Origin of the sequence: Proteus columbae (genome assembly GCF_009914335.1) — a bacterium.
GTDB lineage: Bacteria > Pseudomonadota > Gammaproteobacteria > Enterobacterales > Enterobacteriaceae > Proteus.
Genome location: NZ_CP043925.1, coordinates 3029287 through 3044742, shown reverse-complemented (window position 1 = coordinate 3044742; position 15456 = coordinate 3029287). Strand labels below are relative to the sequence as shown.

12 protein-coding genes are annotated in these 15456 nt (G+C 39.4%); 3 read left to right on the top strand and 9 right to left on the bottom strand.

Annotation, left to right across the window (positions count from 1 at the left end):
- Positions 1-223: 223 nt before the first annotated feature.
- Positions 224-3166, bottom strand: coding sequence for a copper-exporting P-type ATPase CopA (gene copA / locus F1325_RS14320; RefSeq protein ID WP_160230619.1), 2943 nt, complete (start codon positions 3164-3166; stop codon positions 224-226).
- Positions 3167-3298: 132 nt separating this feature from the next.
- Between copA and cueR the strand changes: the two genes are divergently transcribed.
- A complete protein-coding gene (gene cueR, locus F1325_RS14315; protein ID WP_109371351.1) occupies positions 3299-3712 on the top strand; it encodes a Cu(I)-responsive transcriptional regulator in 414 nt (137 codons plus the stop codon).
- On the opposite strand, the gene F1325_RS14310 is transcribed toward cueR, so the two are convergent.
- The 5 genes from F1325_RS14310 to tesA form a co-directional block, all read right to left on the bottom strand.
- Positions 3666-4154, bottom strand: a complete 489-nt coding sequence (locus F1325_RS14310) for an NfeD family protein (RefSeq protein ID WP_160230618.1) — start codon at positions 4152-4154, stop codon at positions 3666-3668. The two genes, cueR and F1325_RS14310, sit on opposite strands and share 47 nt — an antisense overlap.
- A gap of 2 nt (positions 4155-4156) precedes the next feature.
- Positions 4157-5080, bottom strand: coding sequence for an SPFH domain-containing protein (locus tag F1325_RS14305; protein WP_109371347.1), 924 nt, complete (start codon positions 5078-5080; stop codon positions 4157-4159).
- A gap of 37 nt (positions 5081-5117) precedes the next feature.
- Positions 5118-5975 (bottom strand): co-chaperone YbbN, encoded by an 858-nt coding sequence (locus tag F1325_RS14300; RefSeq protein WP_109371345.1) that lies wholly within the window; start codon positions 5973-5975, stop codon positions 5118-5120.
- An 84-nt stretch (positions 5976-6059) separates the two neighbouring features.
- On the bottom strand, positions 6060-6845 hold the full coding sequence (locus F1325_RS14295; RefSeq protein ID WP_109371343.1) for an SDR family oxidoreductase: 786 nt from the start codon (positions 6843-6845) through the stop codon (positions 6060-6062).
- A 50-nt stretch (positions 6846-6895) separates the two neighbouring features.
- Positions 6896-7525: a multifunctional acyl-CoA thioesterase I/protease I/lysophospholipase L1 gene (tesA, locus tag F1325_RS14290; RefSeq protein ID WP_109371341.1), complete on the bottom strand. Its 630-nt coding sequence runs from the start codon at positions 7523-7525 to the stop codon at positions 6896-6898.
- On the opposite strand from tesA, the gene ybbA reads away from it, so the two are divergent.
- On the top strand, positions 7496-8182 hold the full coding sequence (gene ybbA / locus F1325_RS14285; protein ID WP_109371339.1) for a putative ABC transporter ATP-binding protein YbbA: 687 nt from the start codon (positions 7496-7498) through the stop codon (positions 8180-8182). The two genes, tesA and ybbA, sit on opposite strands and share 30 nt — an antisense overlap.
- Positions 8179-10620 carry a putative ABC transporter permease subunit YbbP gene (gene ybbP, locus F1325_RS14280; RefSeq protein WP_109371337.1) on the top strand — a complete coding sequence of 814 codons (2442 nt, stop codon included), beginning with the start codon at positions 8179-8181 and terminating at the stop codon, positions 10618-10620. Before ybbA ends, ybbP begins: the two co-directional genes overlap by 4 nt.
- An 87-nt stretch (positions 10621-10707) precedes the next feature.
- Here ybbP and F1325_RS14275 read toward each other — a convergent pair whose 3' ends face one another.
- The 3 genes from F1325_RS14275 to F1325_RS14265 all read right to left on the bottom strand — a co-directional run bounded on the left by F1325_RS14275 (position 10708) and on the right by F1325_RS14265 (position 15392).
- On the bottom strand, positions 10708-12870 hold the full coding sequence (locus tag F1325_RS14275) for an ornithine decarboxylase (RefSeq protein WP_109371335.1): 2163 nt from the start codon (positions 12868-12870) through the stop codon (positions 10708-10710).
- 176 nt (positions 12871-13046) lie between these two features.
- The gene (locus tag F1325_RS14270) at positions 13047-14072 is read right to left on the bottom strand and encodes a mechanosensitive ion channel family protein (RefSeq protein ID WP_160230617.1); all 1026 of its coding nucleotides are present in this window, start codon (positions 14070-14072) and stop codon (positions 13047-13049) included.
- A 42-nt stretch (positions 14073-14114) separates the two neighbouring features.
- Positions 14115-15392 carry an MFS transporter gene (locus tag F1325_RS14265; RefSeq protein ID WP_109371331.1) on the bottom strand — a complete coding sequence of 426 codons (1278 nt, stop codon included), beginning with the start codon at positions 15390-15392 and terminating at the stop codon, positions 14115-14117.
- Between the last annotated feature and the right edge of the window lie 64 nt (positions 15393-15456).

The window sequence follows — 15456 nt, the reverse complement described above, 5'->3', positions numbered from 1 at the left end:
TTATAATATATTGCTATTCTAGCGTTAAGAGGGCGGAGTAATGACTCTCTTGTATAATGAGAAATTCCTCTTTGACTGGCCGATAGAAATATCGGCTTTTTTTTAACCTTTTGATAATGCTAATAATCATCAAGAAAACGTTAAAAATAAGATAATAAAAAACCCCTTTTACCGATAAGTAAAAGAGGTTCTAATATAATATATCTTAATAAATCCTTAAGTGTTATTGCTTAGGTTTAAAACGCAATAAACGGTTTGCATTGCTAACAACAGTAATGGAAGACAGCGCCATTGCTGCACCCGCAACCACTGGATTTAACAGTGTGCCAGTGAAAGGATATAAAATACCCGCTGCAATAGGGATACCTAAGCTATTGTAAACAAAGGCACCGAATAAATTCTGCTTCATATTACGTAGTGTACCTTTTGAGATTTCAACCGCATCGGCAACACCATGCAAACTATGACGCATTAATGTGATAGCTGCTGTTTCAATAGCAATATCACTACCTCCACCCATTGCAATACCGACATCTGCTTTTGCTAGCGCTGGCGCATCGTTAATACCATCACCAATCATTGCAACATGACGACCTTGTGCTTGAAGCTCTGTTATCGCTTGTGCTTTACCTTCTGGCATGACACCTGCGATAACTTGGTCAATACCTGCTTCTTTTGCTATTGCATTTGCAGTAATTGGATTATCACCCGTTAACATCACTAGGCGATAGCCCTGATTATGTAAACGTTGTAATGCACTTACAGTATCTTCTCTTAGAGGATCACGGATAGAGAGAAGGGCGGCAATCTTACCTTCTTGAGCTAATAAGACAGGAGTAACACCTTTCGCTGCTTGAGTGTCAATAAGTGAATTAATTTCATTAATATCAATACCTGATTCAAGCATCAATTTAGGGTTGCCTAAAAGCACTGTTTTTCCGTTAATTTCACCACTTAACCCCATTCCTGCAAGAGTGCGGAATTGGCTTATTTCAGGTAAATCAATGCCTTCAGCTCGCGTTAAAATGGCTTTAGCTAATGGGTGATTAGAACCATTTTCCAACGATGCTGCCAATGCAAGTGCTTGAGTTTCATCTACTTGATTGAAAGTATGAATTTCAGTGACCTGAGGCATACCTTCTGTCAGTGTTCCTGTTTTATCAAAGACTAAAGTATCTAGTTTGCTCGCTTGTTGTAATGCGTCTGCATCACGAACTAACACGCCATATTCAGCCGCACGACCTACACCCGAAATAATCGACATAGGAGTAGCCAAACCTAAAGCACAAGGGCAAGCGATGATAAGAACGGTTGTGATAATCACCAGTGCATAGGTAATTTGTGGCGACGGACCAAAGAAATACCAAATAGCACCAGCAATAAGAGCGATAGCAACGACAACAGGTACAAATACACCTGAAATTTTATCCGCTAGCTGGCCTATTTCAGGTTTACTACTTTGCGCTTGGCGAACTAATTTAATAATACGAGCAAGTGTTGTTTTACTTCCCACCGCTGCCGCTTTAAATAGCACTGAGCCATCTTGAACCGTTGTTCCCGCATGAATAGTGTCACCCACAGTTTTTTGTTGTGGAATTGGCTCGCCTGTCAGCATTGCCTCATCCATCCATACTTCACCTTGGATAATTTCACCATCAACCGGCACTTTATCACCTGTTGCTAAACGTAAGGTCATTCCTTGTTTAACATCAGCTAATGGCATTTCAACTTCACCGTTTTCAGTTATGACTCTTGCTGTTGGCGGAGTTAAATCTAATAGCCGTTCTAGTGCTTTGGATGAACGCTGGCGTGCTCTTTGCTCAAGCATATGACCCAGATTGATTAAACCGATGATCATCGCACTGGCTTCATAATAGAGATGTCGAGCTTGAACGGGGAACACTTCAGGCCATAAGTTCACGGTAATGGAATAGAGCCACGCTGTTCCTGTTCCTAACGCAACGAGGGTATCCATTGTTGCACTGCGGTTTTTTAAACTCTGCCATGCGCTACGATAGAAATGACCACCCGCAACAACCATCACAAACAGCGTTGCAATACCAATGCCTAACCAGACGCTGTGATTGGCTTCTGTGAGCATCATATTGTCGCCGATCATTCCCCAAATCATCACAGGGATACCAACAACTAAGGCTAATGTAGCTTGCCATCGAAAACGTTTCATATTGGCAACAGCAACTTCTTGCTGGCGTTCTCTGCGTTTTACATCGTCTTGAATAATTTCAGCGCCATAACCCGCTTTTTCAATAGCAGTCACAAGTGCGTTATGATCGATTTCACCAGTCACTAATGCACTACGTTCAGCAAGATTTACACGCACATTTTCAACGCCATCAACAGATTGTAATGCTTTGTGAACCTTGCTTACGCAACTTGCACAGGTCATGCCATCAATTAAAAGCTGAACACTGTTGTCATCGTCAGTATCGATTTCAGCGCCATTATCAATATCAGCATTCTCAACTGGAATATCACAAACAGCCGCTGACGATGCTTCCAGTTGTGCATGCGTTTGCGTCAGCGGCTCAGTTTTTGGGAAATCAGTACCTGCAAGTTGTGCTTCAAAACCGGCTTCTGTAATGGCGGTAATTAAGGTTTCAGCGGTTGCAGAACCAGTCACTTTTGCATGTGTTAATTCAACTTCAGCTGTTTCAACACCCGCAGTATTTTCTAGTGCTTTTTTAACTGAACCGACACAGTGACCACAATTTAAGCCAGATAAAGTTAAATTAATTACGTTGTCAGTGGGCGCTAGGCTTGCTTGAAAACCTTCCGCCGTAATCGCTGCAATTAAAGTATCTGCCGTAGCATCACCAAAAATTTCAGCTGACTCTTTTGTCACATTAACTGCGGCAACTCCTTCAATGGCTAATAATGCTTTTTCAGTTTTACCGACACACTTCATACAGTTAAGCCCACTTAGGCTTAATTTTACATCGGGTTGTGTTGCTACACTTGCTTCATAGCCTGCATCTTCAATTGTTTTGATTAAGCTTTCAGCAGTTGCATCGCTGTCAATTTTAGCGTATTGAATAGTCACAATTGCCTGCTCTATGTCATTGCGAGCATCAAGTGCTTTTTTTACACTGTTAACACAGTGGGAGCAGGAAAGTCCTTGTAGTGCGAGTATTATAGTTTTTGCCATGTTAATTTATCTCCGACATAAAAGCGTTACCTCTATTATTGCGCAATATTCGGTAACTTGCTTTCTTTAAAGGTTTTTTCTTATTGATATAAAGGCTAAACCTTTCCGCAAGGGGAAGGTCAAGGGGGAATTTTGAATATTAGTGAAATCGCAAATAAAACAGGATTAACAGCTAAAGCTATTCGGTTTTATGAAGAAAAAGACTTGATAACGCCACCGGGAAGAGGTGAAAACGGTTATCGCTATTATCAGGCTCAACATATCGAAGAGTTGACATTATTACGACAAGCACGAGAGGTGGGCTTTAATTTAGAAGAGTGCCGTGCATTATTGATGTTGCTAAGAAATCCTTCACGTCATAGTGCTGACGTGAAAGAAGCCACCTTAAAAAAAGTGGCTGAAATTGAGAAAACAATTAATGAGCTTAATGCCATTCGCCAGCGATTACTTTTGTTAGCCAGCGAATGTCCTGGCGATGATGGAGCAGATTGCCCCATCATCAATCATTTGTCAGGGTGTTGTCATCACCAGAAACAGCCGATTTAAGCGCAATCACTTGTAAGGTAATGCCATCAATTGCGGTTACTGTTACCTTATCGCCAGCAAGTAATGGCGTGTCTGAATAAACACGCCAACTGCCATCAGCTAATTTTACGCGACTAAAACCATTTTCAGTATCTGATAATAAAACAGCATGAACACCAATCAGTTGATGCGTTTTCTGATTTAAGTTTTCAGCTTCTTTTGATAATTTTCTGCGTTTAAGCCAAAGGTGCCAAAGTAAAGCACTAATAACCGTTAATATCGCAAATAAAATACCTTGAATAGGCCAGCTAATAGGCAATATCCATGTGATCAACGATACACACAGAGCCGCCATTCCTGACCATAAAAGGTATCCTGCTGTTCCTAACATTTCTGTAATTAACAGCAAGCCACCAAGACAAAGCCAGAAAAGTGCAGGTTGAGCACTAATCCATTCAATCATAATTAATTGCTCTTGTTGCCAGAGTCACTTTTTTTGGTATTGAGTAATTCAGAAATACCGCCAATCGCACCCATGAGATTACTTGCTTCTAATGGCATCATAATAACTTTACTGTTATTAGCTGAACCAATTTGAGACAGTGCATCAGTATATTTTTGAGCAACAAAGTAGTTAATGGCTTGCATATCACCTTTTGCAATGGCCTCAGATACCATTTGTGTTGCTCTGGCTTCTGCTTCTGCCGCACGTTCACGGGCTTCTGCTTGTAAGAATGCAGATTGACGCTCACCTTCAGCCTTCAGTATTTGTCCTTGTTTCTCACCTTCAGCTTTTAAGATAGCTGCTTGACGAATACCTTCAGCTTCAAGAATGTCGGCACGTTTAGTACGTTCAGCTTTCATCTGCGCATTCATTGCAGAAATCAATTCTTTTGGTGGGCGGACATCACGAATTTCAATACGGGTAATTTTGATACCCCAAGGGTTTGTTGCATCATCAACAATCAGTAATAGGCGGCTGTTGATTTGGTCACGTTGAGAAAGAATTTCATCAAGTTCCATGGAGCCTAATACTGTACGGATATTCGTCAATGTTAAGTTGATAATCGCAAGTTCAAGGTTATTAACTTCGTACGCAGCTTTTACAGGATCGATGACTTGAATAAAGCAGACTGCATCGATGCTGACGTTGGCGTTATCACGAGAAATGACTTCTTGAGAAGGAATATCCAGTACTTGTTCCATCATATTGATACGGCGACCAATACGATCAACAAATGGCACGAGAATTTGGAGCCCTGGAGTCAGAGTACGAGTGTAACGACCAAAACGTTCGACAGTCCACTGATAACCTTGTGGAACGGTTTTAACACCACATAAAACTAAAATAATAGCGAATAAGATGATAATACCAATGACTATTTCCATATACCTGTCCTAAGTCTGCTTGAATAAGAAAATAAAATTAATAAAGTAAAGAATACACCATACGACGATATTTAGACGCCAAATTATCATTAGTACCTAAGGCTGATAGAATATCCATCAGGGTTTTCTTAACTTGCCCATCACCTGCATTTAGATCTTTTTTGATAAAGCTAAATAGCAACTCTAATGCCTCTTCATTGCGAGCAACTTCATGTAATTTTAGTGCAAGTTGAATGGCAAGATTGGTATTTTCAGGTTGTTGATTAAAATCGCTCTGCAATTGTTGGATTTCAGGCGTATCAGCAGCCTGTTTTTGTAATTCAATTTGCGCTAACAAACTATGGTAGTAACTATCTTGATCTTGTAATGGGATGGTAATTAACAGCGTTTGAGCTTCTTCATTTTTATTTAAAGAAATTAAAGCGCCCGCTAACGCAAGGGTAATTTCACTGTTTTTAGGTGCGAGTTGATGGGCTTCTTTAAGTAAAGGTAGAGCTTCCTCGGTTTTTCCTTCAGAAAGCAATTGCGCCGCTTGTGCCGCTTTTAATTCTTCTGGTTTGGGTAATACATTTGCTAACACTTGGCGAATTGCTTCTTCTGGTTGAGGGCCTTGAAAACCATCAACTGGGCGACCTTCTTGTAAAATATAAACAGTTGGAATAGCACGTAGACCAAATTGTGAGGCAATCATTTGTTCAACATCACAATCCAATTTAGCCAAAATAAATTGATCAGCAAATTCGGCTGCCAGTTTATCTAATGTTGCGCCAAGCTCTGCACAATGAGGGCTACGTTCTGAATAGAAATACATCATGACCGGTTTAGTCATCGATTGTTCTATAACTTGTTGAATATTTGATTCATTTACATCAACAATATGTGCAGTTGCTAACATTAACTTGCCCCTTTTTGAGAGTTTTAAATATAGATGCGATTTATAAAGCTATTTTATTAATAAGTAAGGGTGAAACCCGAAAAATCAATCCTTGCCACTTTGGCGACTTAAAATTGCATCCATTAGTGTGTCAGGTAGAAAGCGTTTTAGTATTTTGACAGCATAAGTTAATAGGGTTACGGGATAACGTATCTTAGGTTTTGGGCTTTCTAAAGCATGAATAAGCTTTTTCACTACATCTTCAGGCGTTAGTGTGAAACGGCTCGCAATCCCAGGATTTTTTACTGGTTTATCTTTTTCTGCCTGAGCGACATTCTCTGTGAAGCAAGTACGTATTGGACCAGGCTCAATTAAACTCACTTTAACGCCTGTATGCGCTAATTCCATTCTTAATGCGTCAGACCATGCTTCTACAGCATACTTACTCGCTGCGTAAGCACCTCGACCGGGTGTTGAGATAATCCCCATCACAGAGCTCGTTTGAATAATTCTGCCTTCACCGTGTGGTAACATTGCTGGTAGAAGTAATGTAGTCAGCTGATGTAAACCAAAAAAATTAGTAGAAAACTGTTTTTCCATTTGTGGACGAGTAATGGCATCTAATGGGCCATAAACACCAAATCCGCCATTATTAAATAATCCATATAAACGACCATTTGTTAGGTGAATAACTTCTAGTGCCGCATTTTCAACACTTTTTGGATCATCAAGATCAAGATGAATAGGTTCTAATCCCAGTGTTTCCATGCGTTCAAGGTCTTCACCTTTACGGCAAGCAGCAAGAACTCGATAGCCTCTTTTCTTTAGTGCTTTGGCGGCACAGAGCCCTATTCCACTGGAACTTCCTGTAATCAATACCGTTTTTTGCATAATTTTACAATTAATCTCGTTTAATCTACGTCAACTACTGTCAGAATAGTCTAACGTGTTAAGTAAGGGGATAATGTTTCATCCATCCACTGAGCAATAAAAGGCTGAGCATCTTCATTGGGGTGTATGCTGTCATTTTGCATCCACTCAGGCTTATCAGCGATTTGCTCCATATAAAAAGGAAGTAGAGGAAGCGCATTATCTTCAGCGAGTTTTGGATAGATCGCTGAAAATGATTGTGTATAACGTTTACCATAATTAGGTGAAATCATTATTTGCATAAAAAGTGGCGTTGCACCGGCATCTTTTACTTGTGTAATGATGTTTTGTAATGCCTCTTTTGTTTGTGCAACAGGGTATCCCTGTAAGCCATCATTTGCACCTAATTCAATTAAAACCCAACGAGGTTGATGCTGTTTTAATAAATCAGGAAGCCTATTTTTCCCCTGAAAGGCAGTTTCACCACTAATACTTGCATTAACAACATTAATTTCAGGGTAGGTTGTTTTCCATTTATCAGCAAGGCGTTGTGGCCATGCACTTTCAATTGGAAGACGATATCCTGCACTCAAGCTGTCACCAAAGATTAAAAAGGTATCAGCAGCAATTGCCTTAAAGCTAAACATCATCATAACGATAAGGAAAAATGTATGTCGACGGAAAAGGTTCTTGAAGTTCATCGGTTAACCAAACAAGTAGGACAAGGTGATAGTCAGATCTCTATATTGCAGGGTGTTGAGTTAGTTGTCGAGCCTGCACAAACAATTGCGTTAATTGGTGAGTCAGGATCGGGTAAATCGACGCTGTTAGGGATCATTGCTGGATTAGATGATGGTAGTTCTGGCAGCGTGCATTTAATGGGTGAAGATCTCACAAAAATGAATGAAGAAGAGCGAGCTAAATTACGCGCTCAACATGTTGGTTTTGTTTTTCAATCATTTATGTTGATCCCAACATTGAATGCACTTGAAAATGTGCAGTTGCCCGCATTATTAAAAGGCGAGTCAGAAAAGCACAGTCATGCACGTGCAGTTGATTTACTTAAGCTGTTAGGATTAGGCGAACGTTTATACCATATGCCAGCACAACTGTCTGGTGGTGAGCAACAACGCGTTGCATTAGCAAGAGCATTTTGTACTCAGCCAGCTATTCTTTTTGCTGATGAGCCAACAGGGAATCTTGATCGTAAAACAGGCGATAAAATTGCTGACTTGCTGTTCTCTCTTAACCGAGATTATGCAACAACATTAATTTTAGTGACTCATGATAATGAGCTGGCAGCTCGTTGCCAAAGACGATTACGATTAGTAGATGGACAACTTAAGGAGGAGTCATGATTTGGCGTTGGTTTTGGCGTGAATGGCGCTCTCCTGCACTATTAATTGTTTGGCTCTCTTTAGCGCTAGCGGTTGCTTGTGTGCTTGCTTTAGGGCGTATAGGTGATCGCATTGATAAAAGTATTTACGCTCAAAGTCGTGATTTAATTGCTGGCGATTTAGTCTTACGTGCATCTTATCCCGTTGATGAAAACTGGCTTACAGAGGCGAATAAGGAAGGGTTAACTCTCAGTCGCCAAATGCAATTCACCACGATGTCTTATGCTCCTGAAGGCGATACACCTCAGCTTGCGCTGGTGAAAGCTGTGGATAAATTATATCCACTGTATGGTGAGTTAGAAACAGAGCCCGCAGGGTTAAAACCTGAAAAAGGAACTGCGCTTGTTGGTGCCAGATTACTTGAATTACTTGATATAAAAGTTGGTGATAAAATTGATGTAGGCGATGCCTCATTTACTATTGGTGGTGTATTAATTCAAGAGCCAGACAGCGGGTTTAATCCTTTTCAAATCGCCCCCCGTATTTTAATTAATCTTGATGATGTTGAAGCAACTGGAGCAGTGCAACCCGGAAGCCGTCTGACTTATCGCTATATGTTTGCAGGTAATGAGTCCGTAATTGATAGTTATCAGCAACGCTTCGACCCACTATTAAAACCCGATCAGCGTTGGAATAGTTTAAAGCAAGATAGTGGAGCACTTTCACAATCAATGGAGCGTGCGAAAAACTTTCTTTTACTTTCAGCGCTATTAACGCTATTGCTTGCTATATCGGCAGTTGCCGTTTCAATGGCTCATTATTGCCGTAGTCGTCATACTTTAATTGCGGTATTAAAAACGTTAGGGGCAGATAAACGCGCATTGAGAAAGTGGATTGTTGGGCAATGGGGTGTGATCCTCATTGGCGCAATTATTGTTGGCTCATTAGTCGGACTTGTTTTTGAGACAATACTGCTACAAATTTTAGCGCCAGTCTTACCAAAAAGTTTGCCTGAGGCGAGCTTTTTGCCATGGATATGGTCTGTGGGCTCTTTACTGTTAATTGCTTTATTAACAGGATTAAGACCTTACTATCAATTAATGGCAACACAACCTTCTCGAGTATTAAGAAGTGATACTACGGCCCCTATATGGCCTCTTCGTTATTATTTACCGATAGTGGGCTTAATTATTGTCGGTGCTTTAACGCTTTTTGCGGGAACAGGCGTTTTACTCTGGTCAATTCTATTTGGTGTTGTTGTTATTGCTTTTTTACTTGGAATAATTGGTTGGTTAGGATTATGGGTATTAAAGCAGTTTAAATTTCGCCAACTCAGTGCGCGTTTAGCAGTAACTCGTTTATTACGACAACCATTTCAAACGATGACTCAGCTTGCTGCTTTCGCACTTTCATTTATGTTGTTAACGCTTTTAGTCCTTATTCAAGGTGATTTACTGGAAAAATGGCAAAAGCAATTACCAGAAGATAGTCCTAACTATTTTCTAATCAATATGTCTGCACCTCAAGTTCAAGAAATTAATACCTTGTTGGCACAATATAAGGTTGAACCTACGGATGCATTCCCTGTGGTATTAGCGCGTTTAACACAGGTTAATGAGCATAATGCCAAAGAGTGGGCTGATAAACGTGATGCTGGCAATAATACGGTTCGTCGTGAGCTTAACTTAACATGGCACAGTGAATTACCTAAAGATAACGTCATTGTTGAAGGAACTTGGCCACCTGTCGGTAATGGTGTTTCTCTTGATCAAGGCGTTGCAGAGCAACTCGAAATCAAGTTGGGTGATGAATTAACATTTGTCGGTGATACTCGTGAATTTAAGTCCATTGTTACTAGTATTCGCCATGTTGATTGGGAAAATATGCGCCCTAATTTCTTCTTTATTTTCTCTGAAGAAGGATTAAGTAATCAGCCGGAAAAATGGATGAGTAGCTTTTATTACAATGGTGAAGGTGCGTTAATTACTGCGCTGAATCGGCAATTTCCAACCGTAAGCGTGTTAGATACAGGCGCATTAATTCAGCAAGTTCAACAAATCTTACAGCAAGTCAGTCGAGCATTAGAGATTATGGTTGGATTGGTCATGATCTGTGGTGCGTTATTGTTAGTTGCTCAAATTCAGGTAGGAATGACACAACGACGCATTGAGCTGGTGGTGTATCGAACATTAGGTGCTGGTAAATCATTATTAAGACGGACTCTTTGGGCCGAATTTGCATTATTAGGTTTAATGGCAGGATTAGCTGCAGCGATTGGTGCTGAGGTCGCATTAAGCTTATTACAAATATCGGTGTTTAATTTCCCTTGGCAACCACAATGGGGAATGTGGATCACCGTACCTATTGTTGCGGCATTATTACTTTCATTATGTGGCAGTATATTAGGCGTCAGGCTGTTGCAAGATAAAGGGCAGTATCGACGAATTCAAGGCGAATAGTTGAAATAAATAAGGCTTATAAATAGAGTTAAATAAAATGCTGATGTTATTAAACATCAGCATTTTTTATAGGGAAAGATAAGATAATTATTCTTTTATAACATAAGCATAAATTCGCTTATTGCCATCATTTTCATCATAAATATAAACCCCTTGAAGTTCAGTTGAAAAGCCGGGAAGTTGATTAATAGTGACTTCAAGAGCCTGAAAATAACGTAAAACAGCACCATTCCAAATTTCACCAGGTACAGCACATAAAACACCCGGCGGATAAGGTAAAGCACCTTCAGCAGCAATTCGGCCTGCTAATTTATTTAAAGGTAACAATTCAATATTACCACGAACAAACTCAATATTAGCTTGTTGTGGACTTAGTGCTCGCTTAGGAAAGTGACTTTTTCTAAACATCTGTTTTTGCAGTAACTTGATATTGTATCTGACACAAATATCATGCATTTCCTGACAGAGTTGGCGCAATGTATAACCCTGATAACGAGATGGATATTGACGACAAACAGAAGGCAATATTTGTTTTAATGGCACATCTTCAACTAAGTGCTTTTCAAATTGAACAATCAAAGAAATTAAGCGCTCAAACTTCGCTTGATGCTCTGCGGGAGTCAGCAAGAATAAGATTGAATTGAGGTCACTTTTTTCAGGAATAACGCCGTGTTCACGTAGATAACTTGCCAAAATAGATGCAGGTACACCAAAAGATTCATATTCCCCTGTATGAGGATCGATCCCTGGCGTTGTAAGCATTAATTTGCAAGGATCAACAAAATATTGATTGGCGGCGTAACCTTCAAATGAATGCCAATTATCATTAGGAATAAAATTGAAAAAACGCTGATCGTGAGCGATTTCATCTGTGTCGTGATCTTGCCAAGCAATTCCATCGATGATTTCAGGAATAAAAGGCTTAATAAATTGGCACTGTTTTAGTAATGATTTACGGGCTTCAATGCCTTGTTTTACGCAACTCATCCACATTGCTTCACCACTTTTGCCAGAATGCATTTTTGCATTGACATCAAGAGCCGCAAAAAGGGGATAAAATGGGCTGGTAGATGCATGCATCATAAAAGCATTATTCATACGTTTATGATTAACATAACGTGATTGCCCTTTAAGGTGAGCATCTTTTTTATGTATCTGTGAGGTTTGTGAAAATCCAGCTAATTGCTTATGAACTGATTGAGTAACGAGAATACCAGGATCGTCTTCATTAAGCGTTAGTAACAAAGGCGAACACTGTTTCATCATTGGAATAAATTGTTCATAGCCCACCCATGCAGAATCAAATAAAATGTAATCACAAAGATGACCAATTTTATCAACCACTTGCCTTGCGTTGTAAATCGTACCGTCATAAGTGCCCAGTTGAATAACCGCTAAACGGAATGGGCGTTTATCGAATTGGCGTTCTGGCGCAATTTCTGCAATTTGTTGGCGTAAATAGTGCTCTTCAAAGCAATGAGCATCAATGCCACCAATAAAGCCAAAGGGATTGCGAGCCGTCTCTAAATAAACAGGTGTTGCTCCTGCTTGAATTAGTGCGCCATGATGATTGGATTTATGGTTATTTCTATCAAATAGCACTAAATCATTTGGTGCCAATAAGGCATTTAAAGCAACTTTATTAGAAGAGGATGTTCCATTTAAAACAAAGTAGGTTTTATCGGCATTAAACACTTGCGCGGCAAAAGTTTGGGCATCATAAGGTGCTCCTTCATGAATAAGCAAATCACCCATTGCCACATCAGCATTACAGAGATCAGAGCGAAATAGATTCTCACCAAAATATTGATAAAACTGTTCGCCAACAGGATGACGACGAAAAAATTCCCCGCCTTGATGACCTGGGCAATCAAAAGCGACGTTCTTTTCGGCAACATAATTCACTAAGCGTGAAAAAAATGGTGTGGTCAGACTCTCTTCATATTGCTGTGCCGCTTTATTAATTAACGTACTATTTTTTTGATGTGCACTTTTATCCGTAATCACAACCCCTGAAACCTGATTAAGCAATTCAGCATTGATTGCATCATTGAGATTAACTGCAATAAATACGGGTAGTTGAAAGCCTGTTTGATAAATGCGATCTAATTCGCCAGACTCAATATCTGACAATGACAACACTACTGCTGATACTTGCGTTAAATTTGCATCAACAATATCAACTATCGGACGTTCACAATAAAAATAGTGTGAAAGAGTAGGGTGACATGCCAACTTCATTTTTTTCATTATACTCGCGTTTTTATCAATAGAAGAATTGGCGAACAATATACTTGGTTGTGAATGTGATTGAAATAAGTTAAAAGATAACTAAGGTGATTTATGCGTTTTGAGTGCATAAATCACCATTTTTATAAGTGGGTGAATGGATAAGTCTATGAGAAAATAAACTTATCTATCTTCTATTATTGCGCGATAGGCGAATACTTTTCGATATAAACAGTTTGAGATGGGAAAGCAAAATCAGCGCCATGTTTATGCACAATATCAATCATCTTCAAATAGACTTCTTGTTGAGCTTCAAGCCACTGCGCCCAGACTGTCGTTTTGGTAAAACAATACACCATGATATTGAGTGAAGAGTCTGCAAATTGATTAAAATAAACTAATAAGGTTTGTTGAGTGTCAATTTTATCATTTTGCATCAGCATAGTGCGAATGTCCTCAACAATGGCACCTATTTTATCTGAATCTTCATAACGTAAACCTAATTCTGTTTCGATGCGTCGATTGGTCATTCTACCGGGATTCTCTACGCTAATAGAGGAAAAAACAGAGTTTGGAATGTAAAGAGGGCGATGATCAAAGGTAATAATTTTCGTAATACGCCAACCGATTTCTACCACGGTGCCTTCAATATTACGATCAGGAGAACGTACCCAATCCCCGATATTAAAAGGGCGATCAAAATAGAGCATCACTCCTGAAAAAAGGTTACTCATCACATCTTTGCTTGCCATACCAATGGCAATACCGCCTAATCCCCCAAAGGTCATTAAACCAGATAAGCTCATACCAAAGTGCTCACCAAACAGTAAGATGATAATGACGAAAAGGGTGATTTTAAATATGCGGGAAATAATACGAGCTGAAGTAGGATCGCTCCCTTTATTAATTTGTGATTTCTCTAATAAATTAATCAATAAGAAAAATTTACGCATTAAAATTAACGCGATAGCGACATAGGTAAAGAAATTAATCATCCTAAAAGAGATGAAATGGAGATTAAAATCAACGACAGCCATTTCACAATATTGGCTTAAGATAATGACTAAACTACAGAGAAAGACCGCTTGGCTGATATGAATAATAATATTTCTACGGCGCTTTTTCTTCTTATCATGAAAAAGAGATACAACGAAAAAACCGACAAAACAGGCTAAAGCAATGCCTATACCTATTGAGTATTTTATTATTAATGCATCATTCATCAGCTTAACATCTCCTTAGAAAATGCTTTTATATAGGTTTAATTACCTAGTTACTTTAGGTTCTTCTTGTTGCTTACTGGCATGCTGAAATTTAGGATAAACGGGTGGTTTCATAAACAGAGTGACCGCTAAAATCAGTAAAACAGGTATGGTTAAAATCAAGAATGCCGGTGTAAAACTACCTGAAATATCTTTGATTGCCCCAGCAAAGAAGGGAGCTAAACAAGCCAGTGTTGAAATTAAATTCATTACTGAAAATAGCTCAAGGTAAGGTGAGCGACCAAAATAGTTAGCAAGCAATATACTTGATGCCAAAAACGTCATGCCATAACCAATACCGACACAAACCGTAAATAAGATCAGGTAAACCCAAGAATTAGCCATACTTAGCGCAAGTAACCCTATGATGATAATACTTAAGCTTGCGATAAGTAATTTTTTAGGTTCTAACCATTCACCAATAGCTCCACCGGCTAAGCGCGAGAAAGCATTGATAAATGCCATACTACTTAATAGTGTCGCGGCAATAGTTTCACCAAAACCATTTTCAATAATATGTGCAACAGCAAAACTATTAACTGTGATCCCACACCATAAAAAGGCCGTGTAAGTCGCAGCAATAACATAAAATTGCCATGTTCTTAAAGCATGACGAGCTGTCCAAATCTCTTTAGTTTGATAGATACGTTTTGTGGTTTGAAGTTGGCTAATTTTTTTTGCGTGTTCTTGCTCTTTACTACCTTCGCGTAAAAATAAAATGGTGAGAAGAGTAACGACAGTGAGTGTGATTGCTGAAATAAGCCAGTGCATTCGCCATGTATGCCATAAATGGGTTGCTAAAAAGTAGATCCAAGGTCCAGCAACACCACCTAATCCACCAATGGTAAAATAGACACCAAAGGCAAAGGACTGTTTTTCAAATAAGCGAGAAATAACATAAGTGCCAGGTACGGTAGCTAGTAGCGTAAAACCAATACCTAACAGTGCAGTACCAAGAAAATAACGTGCAATGGTGTATGTTTCATAAAGAAAATAGAAACCACTGACAAAAATGATCAACCCAATAAGTAGTGTAAGGCGAACACTTAATTTACGGATCAGTAATGTAGGTAAAAAACTTGCAAGGCCGCAGGTTAATCCTAATAACGTAAAGCCAAGGCCTGCTTGAGTCCAGTTCCACTCTAGCTCGTTTATCATACTAGGAAGAACAACACCTAAAGAGGTAAATGTGGTTGCGGTAGCTAAAAAATACACAAAACCTAATAATATCAGCATACTCCACTGATAAGCGGGCCCAAAAATCTGTTGCTTGACTTGCATCCTGACTCCATCAAATGGGTGCAGTAACCTGAATAATCAGGAGAAAATAGCGAATAACAGACCT